This is a genomic window from Luteimonas endophytica (assembly GCF_029887875.1).
In the GTDB taxonomy this organism is placed as follows: Bacteria; Pseudomonadota; Gammaproteobacteria; order Xanthomonadales; family Xanthomonadaceae; genus Luteimonas; species Luteimonas endophytica.
The window spans coordinates 86,073-101,411 of record NZ_JARXRM010000046.1 but is presented as its reverse complement, the minus strand read 5'-3'; the positions used below and the strand labels follow the sequence as shown (position 1 = coordinate 101,411).

The window sequence follows — 15,339 nt, the reverse complement described above, 5'->3', positions numbered from 1 at the left end:
CCGCCGAGCCGCCGGGCTGCCAGGGCACCGCACTGGCGGGCGAGCCCGGCCGCGCCTTCTGCACTCCGGAAACGATCACCCGGTCGCCCGGCTCCAGGCCCTGGCCGACGATCCAGTCGCCATCATCGGCGCGATCGGTCACCACGTTCTTGCGGGCCACCATGCCGTCCGACCCCACCACCAGCACGTAGGCGCCCGAGGCGTCGCGCTGCACCGCGGCCTGCGGCACCCGGAACATGCCCGGCTGCTGGCCGAGGGTCGCCTGCAGGGTGACGTAGGTGCCGGGCAGCAGCCGCTGTTCGGGGTTGGGCAGCACCGCGCGCAGCGACACCGCGCCGGTGGCCGGGTCGACCACGTGGCCGGAAAAGTCGAGCTCGCCGGGATGTTCGTAGAGGCTGCCGTCCTGCAGCAGCACCCGGACCCGGGTCGGCTCCGAACGGTCCAACTGCATCCGCCGGACCTGGTCGAATTCGGCCAGGCTCATCGAGAAGTTCACGTACAGCGGATCGATCTGGTCGATGGTGGTCAGCAGCGTCGCGCCGCCCTCGCCCACCAGCGCGCCCTCGGTGACCTGCTGCTTGCCGGCGCGCCCGGAGATCGGCGCGCGGACCGTGGCGTAGCCCAGATTGATTTGCGCGCTCTCCACCGAGGCCCGCGCCGCCTGCACCGCGGCCGCGGCGCTGCGCTCGGCCGCCAGGGCGTCGTCCAGATCCGCGCCGGAAATGAAATCGTCCGGCGCCAGCCGGCGCGCGCGCGCGGCGCTGGCGCGGGCATTGGCGGCATTGGCCTGGGCCTGGGCCAGTGCGGCCTGCGCCGAGCCGAGCTGGGCGCGATACGGGGCCGGGTCGATCACGAACAGCACCTCCCCCTCCTCGACCTCGCTGCCTTCGCGGTAGGTGCGCTGCTGCAGCACCCCGGGGACGCGCGCGCGCACGTCGGCGCTGCGAAACCCGGCCAGGCGGCCCACCAGCTCCTTCTCCAGCGCCACCGTCCCGGGCTGCACCGTCACCACCCCGACCTCGGGCGGGGGCGGCGCCTGCTGCGCCTGTTCCTCGCCGCAGGCGGCCAGCGCGAAAACACAGAAACCTGCAAGCACCAACAGGCGCGGGCGCATCGGCATGGAGACACTCCTGGGTGGGCGGGGCGACGTCGCGCCGGCCCGATTGATTGCTATACTCGCCAGTACAGCATTCGAAAGACTACGCCCACGCGTGCCGGAAGTCACTGGCCCGTTGGGGACCACGAACTGACTACCGGCACGTGCCGCGGAGACGTTCCCGCATTAAGCTTCCGCGTTCGCGAACGGTCCGTGATGCGCCGCGCAAGGCGTCCCGGCGCCGGCAGTCGCATGATCCGCGACTGGACCCGCATCCAATCGGCGCCGCGGCCGGCCTGCAAGGACAGCACCAGCGCCATTCCGAATCCCCGCACCTTCCGCTTCAACCCCCCGAGGCCCCCATGCCCAAGTCCGTCACCAAGCGCCCGCCTTCGGCCCGCAAGCGCATGTTCTGGATGCTGCTGATCACCCTGGTGGTGTTCGGCGGCGTGTTCGCCGTCAAGGCGGTCATGGACTACGGCATGAACCAGTTCTTCGACAACATGCCGCAGCCGCCGGTGGCGGTGAGCACGTTCGAGGCCCGCCAGGAGCGCTGGAGCAGCGGCGTCGAGGCGGTCGGCACCCTGGTCGCGGTCAACGGCACCGACGTGACCACCGAAGCCGGCGGCGTGGTGCAGAAGATCGCGTTCGAGGCCGGCCAGCCGGTCCAGGCCGGGGAGCTGCTGGTCGAACTCAACTCCGCCAACGAGCTGGCCACGCTGCAGTCGCTGGAGGCCTCGGCCAAGCTCGCCGGGGTGCAGGCCGAGCGCTGGCGGGCACTGGGCGCCGACCGCCTGGTCTCGCAGGCCGAGGTGGAGGAGCGCGCCACCCAGGCGGCCACCGCCCGGGCCCAGGCCGATGCGCAGCGCGCGCTGATCGCGCAGAAGCGCGTGCGCGCGCCGTTCGACGGGGTGCTCGGCATCCGCAAGGTCAACCTGGGCCAGTACCTGGCGCCCGGCGATCCGATCGTCAGCCTGCAGTCGCTGGACCCGATCTACCTCGACTTCACCCTGCCGGAACAGCACCTGCCGCGGGTCCGGGTGGGCACCGCCATCCGGGCCCAGGTGGATGCGGCGCAGGACCGGACCTTCGAGGGCACCGTCACCGCGATCGAGCCGCGCGTGGACCCGTCCACCCGCAACTTCACCGTGCAGGCGACCCTGGACAACCCCGACGGCGAATTGCGGCCGGGCACCTTCGCCCGGGTCGGCTTCGACCTCGGCGCGGCCGAGGACGTGGTGGTGATCCCGCAGACCGCGGTCAGCTTCAACCCCTACGGCAACGCCGTGTACGTGGTGATCGACGCGCCTGCCGCCGAAGAACAAGGCCAGGACGGTGGCGAGGCGCAGGAGGGCGCGGCAGACGGCCCGCAGCACATCGTCAAGCAGCGCTTCATCACCACCGGCGCCACCCGCGGCGACCTGATCGCGGTCACCGACGGGCTGGAGGCCGGCGAAGTGGTGGTGACCAGCGGCCTGCTGCGGCTGCGCAACGACGCCGCGGTGACGATCAACAACAAGGTGCAGCCCAGCGCCGAAGAATCTCCGGCGCCCGATAACCGCTGACGCCGCCGCGCCCGCCGCTGCGGGCGCGCCCCCACCCCAGTCCTCTTCCGCACGCGGCAGAGGGGGAGCACGCGATGAAATTCACCGACATCTTCATCAACAAGCCGGTGCTGGCGATGGTCGTCAGCCTGTTCATCCTGCTGCTCGGCCTGCGCTCGTACAACGAGCTCAACGTGCGCCAGTACCCGGAGCTGCAGAACGCGGTGGTGACCATCAACACCGCCTATTTCGGCGCCGATGCCGACCTGATCCAGGGCTTCATCACCACCCCGCTGGAGCGCGAGATCGCCAGTGCCGAGGGCATCGACTACCTGATCTCCAGCAGCAGCGCCGGGGTCAGCAGCATCCAGGCCTACATCCGCCTGGACTACGACGCCAACGAGGCGCTGACCCAGATCGCGGCCAAGGTCAACAAGCTGCGCGGGGAGTTGCCGCAGGAGTCCGAGGATCCGGTCATCGACCTGCAGCAGGGCCAGCAGATCGCCGCGATGTACGTCTCCTTCGCCAGCGAGCGGCTGGACAACAACCAGATCACCGACTACCTCACGCGGGTGGTGGAGCCGCGCATCGCCACCATCGAGGGCGTGCAGCGGGCCGAGATCCTCGGAGCGGGCTCGTTCGCGATGCGGATCTGGCTCAAGCCGGACCGGATGACCGCGCTGGAGGTCACCGCCAGCGACGTCCACACCGCGCTGCAGTCCAACAACGTGCTTTCGGCGCTCGGCGCGACCAAGGGCCAGATGGTCTCGGTCGACCTGACCGCGCGCACCGACCTGCGCACGCCGGAGGAGTTCCGCCAGCTGGTGGTCCGCGAGCAGGACGGCGCGATCGTGCGCCTGGGCGACATCGCCGATGTCGAGCTCGGCTCGGAGAACTACGGCACCTCGGTGCGCATCAACGGCGACGCGGCGACCTTCATGGGCATCTTCGTCTCGCCGGACGCCAACTCGCTGGACGTGATCGCCGAGGTCCGCCGGGTCTGGGACGAGGAGATCATCCCGCAGCTGCCCGAAGGGATCGAGGGCACGATTCCCTACGACAGCACCGAGGCGATCGAGGACGCGATCGGCGAGGTCATGACCACGATCGTGGAAGCGGTGATCATCGTGATCGTGGTGATCTTCCTGTTCCTCGGCTCGCTGCGCAGCGTGCTGATCCCCGCCATCGCGGTGCCGCTGTCGCTGGTGGGCGCGCTGTTCCTGATGCTGCTGATGGGTTTCACCATCAACCTGCTGACCCTGCTGGCGATGGTGCTGGCGATCGGCATCGTGGTGGACGACGCGATCATCGTGCTCGAGAACATCCACCGCCACATCGAGGAGGGCATGCAGCCGCTGGATGCGTCGCTCAAGGGCGCGCGCGAGCTGGCCTGGCCGGTGATCGCGATGACCACCACCCTGGTCGCGGTGTACGTGCCGATCGGTTTCCAGGGCGGCCTGACCGGCGTGCTGTTCACCGAATTCGCCTTCACCCTGGCCGGCGCGGTGCTGCTGTCCGGCGTGATCGCGCTGACCCTCTCGCCGATGATGTGCGCCAAGTTCCTCAAGCCGCACCACGGCACCGAGGGCAAGAACCGGCTCGAGGCCTGGCTGGACGCGCGCTTCGACCGGCTCCGGGACGGCTACCAGCGCAAGCTGCACGGCGCGCTCGACACCCGCGGGGTGATCGCGGTGTTCGGCGCCATCGTGTTCGTCTCCTGCGTGCTGCTGTACGTGGTCGCCCCCAAGGAGCCGGCGCCGATCGAGGACGAGGGCTTCATCTTCGCCATCGGCAGCGCCGATGCCTACACCACCCTCGACTACGTCGAGCGCTACACCGAGGAGATGACCGCGATCGCCAGGGACATCCCGGAGATCAACGATTTCTTCCTGTTCAACGGCGGCTTCGGCGGCGGCGGCGGCGGTTCCAGCAACAGCGTCATGGCCGGTTTCGTGCTCAAGCCCTGGAGCCAGCGCGACCGCTCCACCAACCAGGTGCTGCAGCAGGAACTGCAGCCGAAGCTGGCCGAGGTGACCGGCCTGAACACCTTCGCCCTGGTGCCGCCCTCGCTGCCCAGCGCCGGCGGCGACGGCGGCGGCGAGTTCCTGGTCGGCGGCATCGGCTCGGTCGAGCAGCTCAAGGAGCTGGCCGACGCGATCATCGAACGCGCCCAGGCCAGCCGCCGCTTCATCTTCCTGGACACCGACCTGAAGATCGACAAGCCGCGCATCGAGGTGCAGATCGACCGCGACAAGGCCGCCACGCTCGGCATCGACATGCGCACCCTCGCAGCCGACATGTCGGCGCTGCTGGCCGGCGGCTACGTCAACCGTTTCGCGATGGAGAACCGCTCCTACCGGGTGATCCCGCAAGTGCAGCGCAGCGATCGCCTCAACGCCGCGCAGCTGGAGAACTACTACACCCGCACCCGCGACGGCGAGCTGATCCCGTTGTCCACGCTGGTGACCCTGAAGGACAGCGTGCAGCCGCAGTCGCTCAAGCGCTTCCAGCAGCTCAATTCGGTCGGCATCACCTTCGCGCCGCGCCCGGGAGTGAGCAAGGGCGAGGCGCTGCGGGTGCTGGACGAGGCCGCGGCCGAGGTGCTGCCGCAGGGCTACAGCGTCGACTACGCCGGCGAATCGCGCCAGTTCAAGCAGGAGGGCACCACCATGCTGGTGACCATGATGTTCGCGCTGATCGCGATCTTCCTGGTGCTGGCGGCCCAGTTCGAGAGCTTCCGCGACGCCCTGATCATGCTGATCACCGTGCCGATGGCGATCAGCGGCGCGCTGCTGGTGCTCAACGCGCTGGCGCTGCTGGCCGGGGTGCTGCAGATCTCCGGCATCGAGGCCTTCCCCGGGATGAGCGTGAACATCTATACCCAGGTGGGCCTGGTCACGCTGATCGGCGTGATCGCCAAGCACGGCATCCTGATCGTGGAGTTCGCCAACAAGCTGCAGATCGAGCAGGGGCTGTCCAAGCGCGAGGCGATCGAACAAGCCTCGGGCATCCGCCTGCGGCCGGTGCTGATGACCACCGCGGCGCTGGTGTTCGCGATGTTCCCGCTGTTGATCGCCAAGGGCCCCGGCGCCGCGGCGCGCTTCTCGATGGGCACCACGATCGCCGCGGGCATGACCATCGGAACCGCGTTCACCCTGTTCGTGCTGCCGGCGTTCTACCTGTACCTGGCGCGCGACCATTCGCACGACCGCGAGCGCGCCGCGCGCGGGAGCGACGGCGACCCGCTGCCGCCGCCCGAACCGCAGCACGGCTGAGACCGGGATAGCGCGACCTGGGCCGCTCCTACGGGAGCGGCCGCGCCGAACCCGTAGGAGCGGGCCATCCCGCGAAAGCCGGCGCCCTCCACCGGACCGGGAATCGCCGCCAATCCTGGCGGCGCCTCCCGTCGCTTTCGCGACCATGGGGCGCGCTATGGCGGCAGCGTCAGCGCCGCCGCGGCCTGCACGGGATCGGGCCGGAGCATGTGCGGCAGCACGCCCAGGCAGGGCGCGGGCAAGGCCGCGGCGATCAGCCGCAGGTAGTCGTCGACGCGTTCGAACTCCGGATCCACCCCGCTGCCGATCCAGCCGGCGAGCCGACAGCCATCGGCGGCGATGGCGCGCGCGCTGAGCCGCGCATGGCTGAGGCAGCCCAGCCGCAGCCCGACCACCAGGATCGCGTCGATATCCAGCGCCCGCACCAGCGCCGCCTGTTCGAAGCCGTCGTCCAGCGGGGCCAGCCAGCCGCCCACGCCCTCGACCACCACCACGTCCGACTGCGCCGCGAGCCGCGCGTGCGCCGCCAGCAGCGGTCCGAGCTCCACCTCGATGCCCGCCTCGCGCGCCGCCAGCTGCGGGGCGGTGGCGGCGGGCAGCGCATACGGGTTGACGTCGGCGTACGCGGGGCGCGGGGCGCTGGCCGCCTGCAGCGCCAGCGCATCGGCATTGCGCCAGCCGCCGACACCCCGTTCGCAGCCGCTGGCGACCGGCTTCATCCCCACCGCCCGGCGGCCGCCGGCGCGCAGCGCGTGCAGCAACGCGGCGCTGACGAGGGTCTTGCCGACTCCGGTATCGGTGCCTGTCACGTACATGGCGGTCCTTCCAGGCGGCGAACGCCACCGCAGTTGATACACTTCGGCGATGTTCGCATCACAGCGCCTCGAGGGCGACAAGCCCGCGCAATACGCCCAGCTCGCGCAGCAGGCCCGCGCCCTGCTCGCCGGCGAACGCGACCGCGTCGCCAACGCCGCCAACCTCTCGGCGCTGCTGTTCGCCGCCCTGCCGGACCTCAACTGGGCGGGATTCTATTTCTTCGATGGCACCGAGCTGGTGGTGGGCCCGTTCCAGGGGCTGCCGGCCTGCGTGCGGATCCCGCTGGACCGCGGCGTCTGCGGCGCGGCCGCCAGCGCCCGCACCACCCAGCGGGTCGAGGACGTGCATGCCTTCCCGGGCCACATCGCCTGCGACGCGGCATCGCGCTCGGAGCTGGTGGTGCCGCTGGTCGCCGGCGACGCGCTGGTCGGCGTGCTCGACCTCGACAGCCCGCTGCCCGGACGCTTCGATGCCGACGACCAGGCCGGTCTGGAATCCATCGCCCGCATCTGGCTGGAGTCGCTGCAGTGAGCACCCCGAAAATGCGCAATATCGGTCCCAAGTCGGCCGCCTGGCTGCGCCAGGTCGGCCTGCGCACCCGCGAGGACCTGGAAGCCGCCGGCCCGGTCGAGGCCTTCATGCGGGTGCGCCGCGCCGGCTTCCGCCCCAGCCTCAACCTGCTCTACGCGCTCGAGGGTGCGCTGCTGGATTGCCACTGGCAGGAGGTCCCCGACGATCGCCGGCGGCAGCTGGTCGAGGCCGCCGAGGCCGCCACCGCCGACCTGCCGGCACCGCGCGGCAGGCCCGCGGCGAGCCCGGTCACCACCACCGTCCACCGCGAGGACCCGGCGGACGCGGAATCGGATCCCTATGCGGATCCAGCGGCCCCGGCCGACGAAGACTGAGCCAGCGGCGTTCGCGTACAATCGCAGCCGCTCCAGGTGACCCGTCGGCAGCCGCCGCCGGGTTGAAACGGGAAGCCGGTGACGCCCACGTGGCCAGTCCGGCACTGCCCCCGCAACGGTAAGCGAGTCGGGCGATCGCATCGGCCACTGTGCAGGCTCCGGGTTCCGGGGCGCATGGGAAGGCGCGATCGCCGGGACCGGCCAGGCCACGCGCCGCCGGTCCGCCCGCGAGTCCGGAGACCGGCCTGAGCAGGGGGAACGATCCCCTTCCACTGGTTGCGATGCGGCGGGCATTGCGGCAGCGATTGCCGACGCCCGCGTCCGCTCCCGCCGCCCTGTTCCCTCGCCCGCGACCGCCGTTGGGCCGCACGCCGCGTGCGCGCCTTCACCGTCACCGCGTGCGAGGGTGCGCGCGATGGAGAACCCCATGCAATTGCCACATCTCACTCTGGCCGCCGCGGCCGTCCTCCTGCCGGGGCACGCGCTGGCCGCCCCCGCCGCCACCGACCTGGACGAGGTCATCGTCACCGCCACCCGCAACGAGATCGCCCTGGCCGACAGCCTGGTGCCGGCGCAGGTGATCGATCGCGCCGAGATCGAGCGCAGCCAGGCCCTCACCCTGCCCGACCTGTTGCGCGGCCGCGCCGGTATCAACCTGGTCAACAGCGGCGGGCCGGGCAAGCAGAGTTCGCTGTTCATGCGCGGCGCCGGCTCCAACCAGATCCTGGTGCTGCTGGACGGCGTGCGGGTCGGTTCGGCCACCGCCGGACTGCCGGCGCTGCAGGACATCCCGGTGGCGCAGATCGACCGCATCGAGATCGTGCGCGGGCCGCATTCGAGCCTCTACGGGGCCGACGCGATCGGCGGCGTGATCCAGATCTTCACCCGCCGCGACAGCGGCGCCGCACGGCCGCGCCTGCACGCCGGCATCGGCAGCAATGCGCTGCGCGAGGCCGGCGCCGGCATCGGCGGCGGCGGCGCACGCACGTGGTTCGGCGCCGACGTCGCCCTGCTGCGGACCGACGGCATCGACGCCTGCCGCGGCACCTTGGAAGGCTTCGGTGCCGGCTGCTACGCCGAGGAACCCGACCGCGACGGCTACCGCAACCTCTCGGCCAGCCTGCGCGGCGGCGTCGAGTTCTCGCCTGCGTGGCGCCTGGACGGGGTGGCGCTGCGGGCCGAAGGACGGAACCATTTCGACGGCACCTGGGCGAACTACTCGGAGACGGTGCAGCAGGTGGTGGGCGCGAAGCTGCGCTTCGAGCCGAGCGCGCGGCTGGCGCTGCAGGCCGGCGTGGGCCGCAGCGACGACCAGACCGAGGACTTCCTCGATGGCGACTTCGTCGCCGACCTGCGCACCCGCCGCCAGCAGGCCTCGCTGCAGGGCGACCTCGGCCTGTCGGAGGCGCAGGTGCTGACGCTGGGCGTGGACTGGCTCGACGACCGCATCGCCGGCAGCACCGGCTACGACGTCGACAGCCGCGACAACCTGGGCGCGTTCGTGGCCTGGCAAGGGGATTTCGGCGCGCAGCGGCTGCAGGCCAGCCTGCGCAGCGACGACAACGAGCAGTTCGGCAGTCACCGGACCGGCAGCGTCGGCTGGGGCATGGCGTTCGGCCAGGGCCTGCGCGCCACCGCCAGCTACGCCACCGGCTTCCGGGCGCCGAGCTTCAACGACCTGTATTTCCCGTTCTCCGGCAACCCCGACCTGGACCCCGAGCAGTCGAAGAACCTCAACGTCGGCCTGGCCCAGGCGCGCGGCGGCTGGAACTGGTCGCTCGACCTCTTCAGCAATCGCGTCGACGACCTGATCAACTACGACTCCACCACCTTCACGCCGGTCAACGTCGACCGCGCGCGGCTGCGGGGCGCCGAGCTCACCTTCGCCACCACGCTGGCGGGCTGGGACCTGTCCGCGCAGCTCAGCCATGTCGATCCGCGCAACCGCAGCGACGGAAGCAACCACGGCCGGCTGCTGGCGCGGCGCGCCCGCAACACCGGCAGGCTGGACCTCGACCGCGGTTTCGGCGCGCTGCGCCTTGGCGTCACCCTCAACGCCGCCGGCCACCGCTACGACGATGCCGCCAACCGCGTGCGCGTGGGCGGACACGCCACCACCGACCTGCGCCTGGAATACGCGTTCCACCGCGACTGGACCCTGCAGGCGCGCGCGGCCAACGTGTTCGACCGCGACTACGAGACCATCGCCTGGTACAACCAGCCGGGCCGCGAATACCGGCTGGCGCTGCGCTGGCAGCCTGGAACCTGATTGGTGATTGGTGATCCGTGCCGCCCCCTGCGGAGGCGGCACGTGGCCGCCGCGCCGGATCTGCGTAGGAGCGACCCATGGTCGCGAAGGCCCGCGCGGCTGCCGGAGCGGTGATCGCCGCGAATCCGGGGTGCGCCGGCTTTCGCGGGCATGGCCCGCTCCTACGGGGACTCCGGAATCCGGCCCGATCCGCTCAGGCGGTCATGCCGCCTGGCAGGCGCGGATCCGGCCGCTGGTCGCCGCGGATCGCGCGCAGCGCGCGCACCAGGTCGCGGTAGCTCGCCGCAAGCTGCTCGAACAGCGCCGCATACGCCGCGCGGCTGCACTCGGCGACACCCTGGTAAGCGCCGCGGCCGAGTTCGACGAAGTAGTCCACGTCGACCCGGCGCCGCTCGGCCAGCGCCGGATACAGGCCGGCGATCAGCAGGCAGCGGTCGCCGACGTCGCGCAACGCGTCGGCACGCAGGCTGCCCAGCTGTTCCTGCGCGTGCAGCCATTCCAGCGCCTGGGTGCGCGCCAGCAGATGCGCATCGCGCTGGTGGCGCAGCAGCACGAATACCAGGTAGCTCTCGCGCGCCTCCTCCAGCACCTGGCCGCTGCGCTCGCAGCCCTCGCGCACCAGCGCCTGATACAGCTCGGCCGCGGCCCCTTGCCTGATCGTCGCCATGTCCCCCTCCTGTCGGTCGTCGACGCCCCGAACATACCCCCGGCGGCGCCGGAGGCCTTGTCACTCCGGCGCGCCGACTGCCAGAGGGCCGCTCCCGGGAGCGCGTTCAGGTCGCCATCGGGGCGGGCGCGGCGGGTGCGAACAGGTCGGACTGGGGCAGCAGTTCGTCGCGCTCGCGGAAGCCGGCCAGGCCAACGCCGACCAGCCGGTAGCGGGTCGAACCGGGCAGCGCCACCCGCCCGCACAGCGCCACGGCGATCCCGGTGAATTCCGCCAGGCTGGCCGGCGGCACGTCGGGGGTATGGCTGCGCGTCAGAATGCGGAACTGCGCGGTCTTGAGCTTCAGCACCACGGTACGACCGACCCGGTCGGTCCTGCGGGTGGCGGCCCAGGCCTTTTCCGCGAGCCGCCGGATCTCGGGCTCCAGCGCCTCCAGCGGCAGATCGCTGGCGAAGGTGTCTTCGGCCGAGATCGACTGCACCGGCTGGTCCGGCTGCACCGGGCGCTCGTCGATGCCGCGGGCGCGCTGGTGCAGGCGCAGTCCGAAGCTGCCGAAGCGCCGCTCCAGGTCTTCGGCGGCGAAGCCGCGCAGCTCGCCGACGGTGGCGATGCCGAGGTCCGCGAGCTTCTTCTCCATCACCCGGCCCACGCCGGGGATGCGCCCCACCGGCAGCGGGGTGAGGAACGCCTCCACCCGCGCCGGCTTGACCACGAACACGCCGTCCGGCTTGTTCCAGTCCGAGGCGATCTTGGCCAGGAACTTGTTCGGCGCCACCCCGGCCGAGGCGGTGAGCGCGGTTTCCGCGCGGATCTGGGCGCGGATCGCCTCGGCGGTCGCGGTGGCGCTGGGCGCCGGAAGCTTCGGCTCGGTGACGTCCAGGTAGGCCTCGTCCAGCGACAGCGGCTCGACCAGGTCGGTGTGGCGCAGGAAGATCTCCCGCACCTGGCGCGACACCGCCTTGTAGCGCGCGAAGTCCGGCGGCACGAACACCGCATCCGGGCACAGCCGCTCGGCGCGCACCGCGGGCATCGCCGAACGCACGCCGTACCTGCGCGCCTCGTAGGAGGCCGCGCAGACCACCGAGCGCGCGCCACGCCAGGCCACCACCACCGGGCGCCCGCGCAGCGACGGGTCGTCGCGCTGCTCCACCGAGGCGTAGAACGCGTCCATGTCGATGTGGAGGATCTTGCGCACGGCAGCATTATCCGCCCGCAGCGCGCGCGATGGCGACGCCGCGCCGATGGCGGCCGGATGCCGCGCCGGCCGCGGCTTCGGGGCCATGGGCCGGCTCGCCGGGCCGAGGCGCTCCCGGCCTGCGCCTGTACGGGGGCGAAACCGTCCGCCATCCAGCGCCCCGGCGGCCGCCGAATTGACCCCGCCATGACGAGGCCGGCGCGAAGATCGCACTCCCCATCCCGGAGTGCATGCCATGTCCCGTGGAGACAAGTCGGCCTACACCGACAAGCAGAAGCGCCAGGCCGAGAAGATCGAACAATCCGAGCGCGAGCAGGGACGCTCCAAGGACGACGCCGAGCGCATCGCCTGGGCCACCGTGAACAAGCAGGACGGCGGTGGCAGGAAATCCGGATCGGGGCGCAAATGAACGCCGGACGCGAATCGCCCGGTCAGCGCGACCCGGCAGCCGGCAACGGCCCGCCCGCGCGCGAACAGGAGCGCAAGCGCCACGAGAACGAGAACCAGGACGAGGCGCTGGAGGAAACCTTTCCCGCCAGCGATCCGGTCTCGCCGTTCGTTCCCGCCAAGCCGCGCGAATAGCCGCCCGCTCGGCGACCGCCTCGGGTCCTGCAGTAGACGGCGCTCATTCCGCAGGAGCGGGCCAGGCCCGCGAAGACCGGCGTGGCCTGGCGTGCCGCGATCGCCGCCATCGGCGACCGCGCGGGCTTTCGCGCCCGTGGGTCGCTCATCACGGGGCGCGGCGCCCGGTCGTCAATCGTTGGCGACCGGCAACACCACGTTGACGAGAGTGGCGTCTTCCGGATCGGCCTGGATGCGGAAGCCGAGCTGCCGGCACATCTCGATCATGGTGCTGTTCTCGCGCAGCACCTGTCCCTCGACCATGCGCAGCTCCAGCCAGTGCGCGTACTCGATCATGATCCGCATCAGCCGCCAGCCGATGCCCTTGCCCTTGAGGTCGGAGCGCACCAGGATGCCGTACTCGCCGCGGTCGTAGTCTGCGTCGGCCACCAGCCGCACCGCGCCGAGCATCTCGCCGCTGTCCGGGTCGATCATCGCCAGGGCGATGGCGCGCGCGTAGTCGAGCTGGGTCAGCCGGGCGATGAACTCATGGCTGAAATGCCGCACCGCGTTGAAGAAACGCAGGCGTAGATCCTCGCTGCTGACGTGCTCGAAGAAGCGGCGGAACATCGCATCGTCCTCCGGCCGCACCGGCCGCACGAAGGCCCGCGCGCCGTCGGCAAGCGTGACCTCGCGCTCCCACTCGCTGGGATACGGCCGCACCGCGAAGCGCGGATGGCCCGGCCCCTTGTGCAGCGGCTGCGACGGGGCGATGCGGACCCGCGCGTCCACCGCGATCACCCCGTCGCGATCGGCCAGCAGCGGGTTGATGTCCAGTTCCCGCAGCGCCGGGATGTCGGCCGCCAGCTGCGCCAGCTTCACCAGCACCAGCGCCACCGCGCGCTCGTCCGCCGCCGGCACGTCGCGGTAGGCCTTGAGGATCCGCGACACCCGGGTGCGGCCGATCAGCTCGTGCGCCAGCCGCAGGTCGAGCGGCGGCAGCGCCAGCGCCTTGTCGTCGATCACCTCGACCGCGGTGCCGCCGCGGCCGAACACGATCACCGGGCCGAAGGTGGGGTCGTCGGCGATCCCGAGGATCAGTTCGCGCGCCTTCTGCCGGCGGATCATCGGCTGTACGGTCACGCCCTCGATGCGCGCGTCGGGCCGCGCCTCGCGCGCGCGCCGCAGGATCGACTGCGCCGCCTCGCGCACGTCGCGCTCGCCGACCAGGTCCAGGCGTACGCCGTCGACGTCGGACTTGTGCACGATGTCGTGGGACAGCACCTTCACCGCCACCGCCTGGCCGGCGGCCAGCAGCGGCGCGGCGGCGGCCACCGCCTCGTCCGGGTCGGCGGCCACCTGCAGCGGCGTGAACGGGATCGCGTAGGCTTCCAGCAGCCGCGCCACCTCGGGCGGATCGAGCCACTCCCTGCCCGCCGCCATTGCGCCGGAGACCACCTCCCGCGCCGTGGCCGCATCGACGGCGAAGTCCTCCGGCAGGCTCGGCGGCGTCTCCATCAGCGCCTGCTGCGCCTCGCGGTGCCGGACCAGGTACATGAAGCCGCGCACCGCCTCGGCCTCGCTGGCGTAGGTCGGCACGCCGGCGGCGGCCAGCGTCTGCAGCGCGCCCGCCTCGCTGCCCAGCCAGACCCCGAACACCGGCTTGGCCACGGCCTCCGGAGGGCGCCGCGCCAGGCTGGTGGCGACCGCGCGGGCGGACTCCGCCGACGACGACAACGCGGTCGGAACATTGATCAGCAGCAGGGCGTCGTTCTCGGGATCGGCGAGCAGCGCATCGATCGCCGCCGCGTAGCGCGCGCCGTCGGCATCGCCGGTGATGTCCACCGGATTGCCCGGCCCCCAGGTGGCGGGCAGGGCGGCCTTCAACCGCTCGGCCGTGGCCTCGGAGAGCCGGGCCGGGGTGCCTTCCAGGTCGAGCAGGCGGTCCAGGGCCAGCGCACCCACGCCGCCGCCGTTGCCGAGAATGGCCAGCCGCCGGCCGGGCGTGGCGCGCAGGTGGCGCAGGGTGCCGGCGGCGGCGAACAGGTCGTCCAGCGACTGCACCCGGAGCAGCCCCGCGCGCCGGAAGGCGGCGCCGTAGACCGCGTCGGGCGCCGCCAGCGCGGCGGTATGGGTCACCGGATCGACCGCGCGGGCGTGGCGCCCGGCCTTCACCACCACCACCGGCTTGGCGCGCGCTGCCGCGCGCGCGGCCGACATGAACTTGCGCGCGTCGCGGATCGCCTCGACGTACAGCAGGATCGCGCGGGTGTGGCGGTCGAACGCGAAGTAGTCGAGCAGATCGCCGAAGTCGACGTCGAGGCCGTCGCCCAGCGCCGCCACCGCCGAGAAGCCGACCGAGCGCACCCGCCCCCACTCCAGCATGGCCGCGGCGATCGCCCCGGACTGCGACAGCAGCGCCAGGTCTCCCGGCCCGGCCGCGTGCGCGGCGAAGCTGGCGTTGAGGCGCAGGTGCGGCGCCATCACCCCGAGACAGTTGGGGCCGACGATACGCAGCCCGGCCGGCCGCGCCACCGCCTGCAGCTGGGCGGCGAACGAATCGGGCCCTTCGCCCAACCCGGCGCTGACCACGATCGCCGCGCGCGTCCCGGCCGCTGCCGCCTCCGCGGCGATCCGCGGCACCAGCCGCGCCGGCGCGGTGATCACCACCAGTTCCGGCGTCCAGCCCAGATCGGCAACGCGCGCCGCCGAGGGCATGCCGTCGATGCTGCGGTGGCGTGGATTGACCAGGCCCAGCGCGCCCTCGAACCCGGCCTGCCGCAGATTGCGCAGCACGATGCGCCCCACCGAGCGTTCGCGCGGGCTGGCGCCGATCACCGCGACGGAAGCGGGCTTGAAGACGGAGCCGAGTCCGTAGGTGCTCATCGCGGCGCTGCTGCGGTTGCCATGGCGCACGACCATACACCGGCGGCCGCGAGGCACGCATGCGCATGTGCGTCGCCATCGCGAGCCGATGTGCGCACGGCATGGCTCCTGACGCCCCGAGCCCG

At 71.9% G+C, this 15,339-nt stretch carries 11 protein-coding genes, 1 pseudogene and 1 riboswitch; of the genes and pseudogenes, 7 read left to right on the top strand and 5 right to left on the bottom strand.

The features are described from left to right. On the bottom strand, positions 1–1,120 hold a 1,120-nt coding region (locus tag QFW77_RS18055; RefSeq protein ID WP_280576234.1), incomplete at its 3' end, for an efflux RND transporter periplasmic adaptor subunit. Between the two features lie 338 nt (positions 1,121–1,458). Here QFW77_RS18055 and QFW77_RS18050 point away from each other — a divergent pair. Next, entirely contained in the window at positions 1,459–2,661 is a 1,203-nt protein-coding gene (locus QFW77_RS18050) for an efflux RND transporter periplasmic adaptor subunit (RefSeq protein ID WP_280576233.1), read from the top strand. 74 nt (positions 2,662–2,735) lie between these two features. Next, positions 2,736–5,915, top strand: coding sequence for an efflux RND transporter permease subunit (locus QFW77_RS18045; RefSeq protein WP_280576232.1), 3,180 nt, complete (start codon positions 2,736–2,738; stop codon positions 5,913–5,915). Positions 5,916–6,070: 155 nt separating this feature from the next. On the opposite strand, the gene bioD is transcribed toward QFW77_RS18045, so the two are convergent. Further along, positions 6,071–6,730 carry a dethiobiotin synthase gene (gene bioD / locus QFW77_RS18040; protein ID WP_280576231.1) on the bottom strand — a complete coding sequence of 220 codons (660 nt, stop codon included), beginning with the start codon at positions 6,728–6,730 and terminating at the stop codon, positions 6,071–6,073. Positions 6,731–6,779: 49 nt separating this feature from the next. On the opposite strand from bioD, the gene msrC reads away from it, so the two are divergent. The 3 genes from msrC to btuB all read left to right on the top strand — a co-directional run bounded on the left by msrC (position 6,780) and on the right by btuB (position 9,905). Then, the gene (gene msrC, locus QFW77_RS18035) at positions 6,780–7,262 is read left to right on the top strand and encodes a free L-methionine (R)-S-oxide reductase MsrC (protein ID WP_280576230.1); all 483 of its coding nucleotides are present in this window, start codon (positions 6,780–6,782) and stop codon (positions 7,260–7,262) included. Then, positions 7,259–7,636 carry a TfoX/Sxy family protein gene (locus QFW77_RS18030; protein ID WP_280576229.1) on the top strand — a complete coding sequence of 126 codons (378 nt, stop codon included), beginning with the start codon at positions 7,259–7,261 and terminating at the stop codon, positions 7,634–7,636. Before msrC ends, QFW77_RS18030 begins: the two co-directional genes overlap by 4 nt. A gap of 16 nt (positions 7,637–7,652) precedes the next feature. Continuing rightward, a riboswitch (cobalamin riboswitch) is annotated at positions 7,653–7,899 on the top strand. Positions 7,900–8,063: 164 nt separating this feature from the next. Continuing rightward, complete coding sequence (btuB, locus tag QFW77_RS18025) at positions 8,064–9,905, top strand: TonB-dependent vitamin B12 receptor (protein ID WP_280576228.1); 1,842 nt, start codon at positions 8,064–8,066, stop codon at positions 9,903–9,905. 193 nt (positions 9,906–10,098) lie between these two features. On the opposite strand, the gene QFW77_RS18020 is transcribed toward btuB, so the two are convergent. Further along, on the bottom strand, positions 10,099–10,572 hold the full coding sequence (locus QFW77_RS18020) for a hypothetical protein (protein WP_280576227.1): 474 nt from the start codon (positions 10,570–10,572) through the stop codon (positions 10,099–10,101). 106 nt (positions 10,573–10,678) lie between these two features. Then, a complete protein-coding gene (gene dinB / locus QFW77_RS18015) occupies positions 10,679–11,767 on the bottom strand; it encodes a DNA polymerase IV (protein ID WP_280576226.1) in 1,089 nt (362 codons plus the stop codon). Positions 11,768–12,002: 235 nt separating this feature from the next. Here dinB and QFW77_RS18010 point away from each other — a divergent pair. Next, a pseudogene (locus QFW77_RS18010) lies at positions 12,003–12,173 on the top strand (HupB); the annotation flags it as partial. After that, the gene (locus QFW77_RS18005; protein ID WP_280576224.1) at positions 12,173–12,349 is read left to right on the top strand and encodes a hypothetical protein; all 177 of its coding nucleotides are present in this window, start codon (positions 12,173–12,175) and stop codon (positions 12,347–12,349) included. The pseudogene QFW77_RS18010 and the gene QFW77_RS18005, both read left to right, overlap by 1 nt. A 171-nt stretch (positions 12,350–12,520) precedes the next feature. Here the strand turns inward: QFW77_RS18005 and QFW77_RS18000 are convergent, their stop codons facing one another. Beyond that, the gene (locus QFW77_RS18000) at positions 12,521–15,214 is read right to left on the bottom strand and encodes a bifunctional acetate--CoA ligase family protein/GNAT family N-acetyltransferase (RefSeq protein ID WP_280576223.1); all 2,694 of its coding nucleotides are present in this window, start codon (positions 15,212–15,214) and stop codon (positions 12,521–12,523) included. Positions 15,215–15,339: the final 125 nt, after the last annotated feature.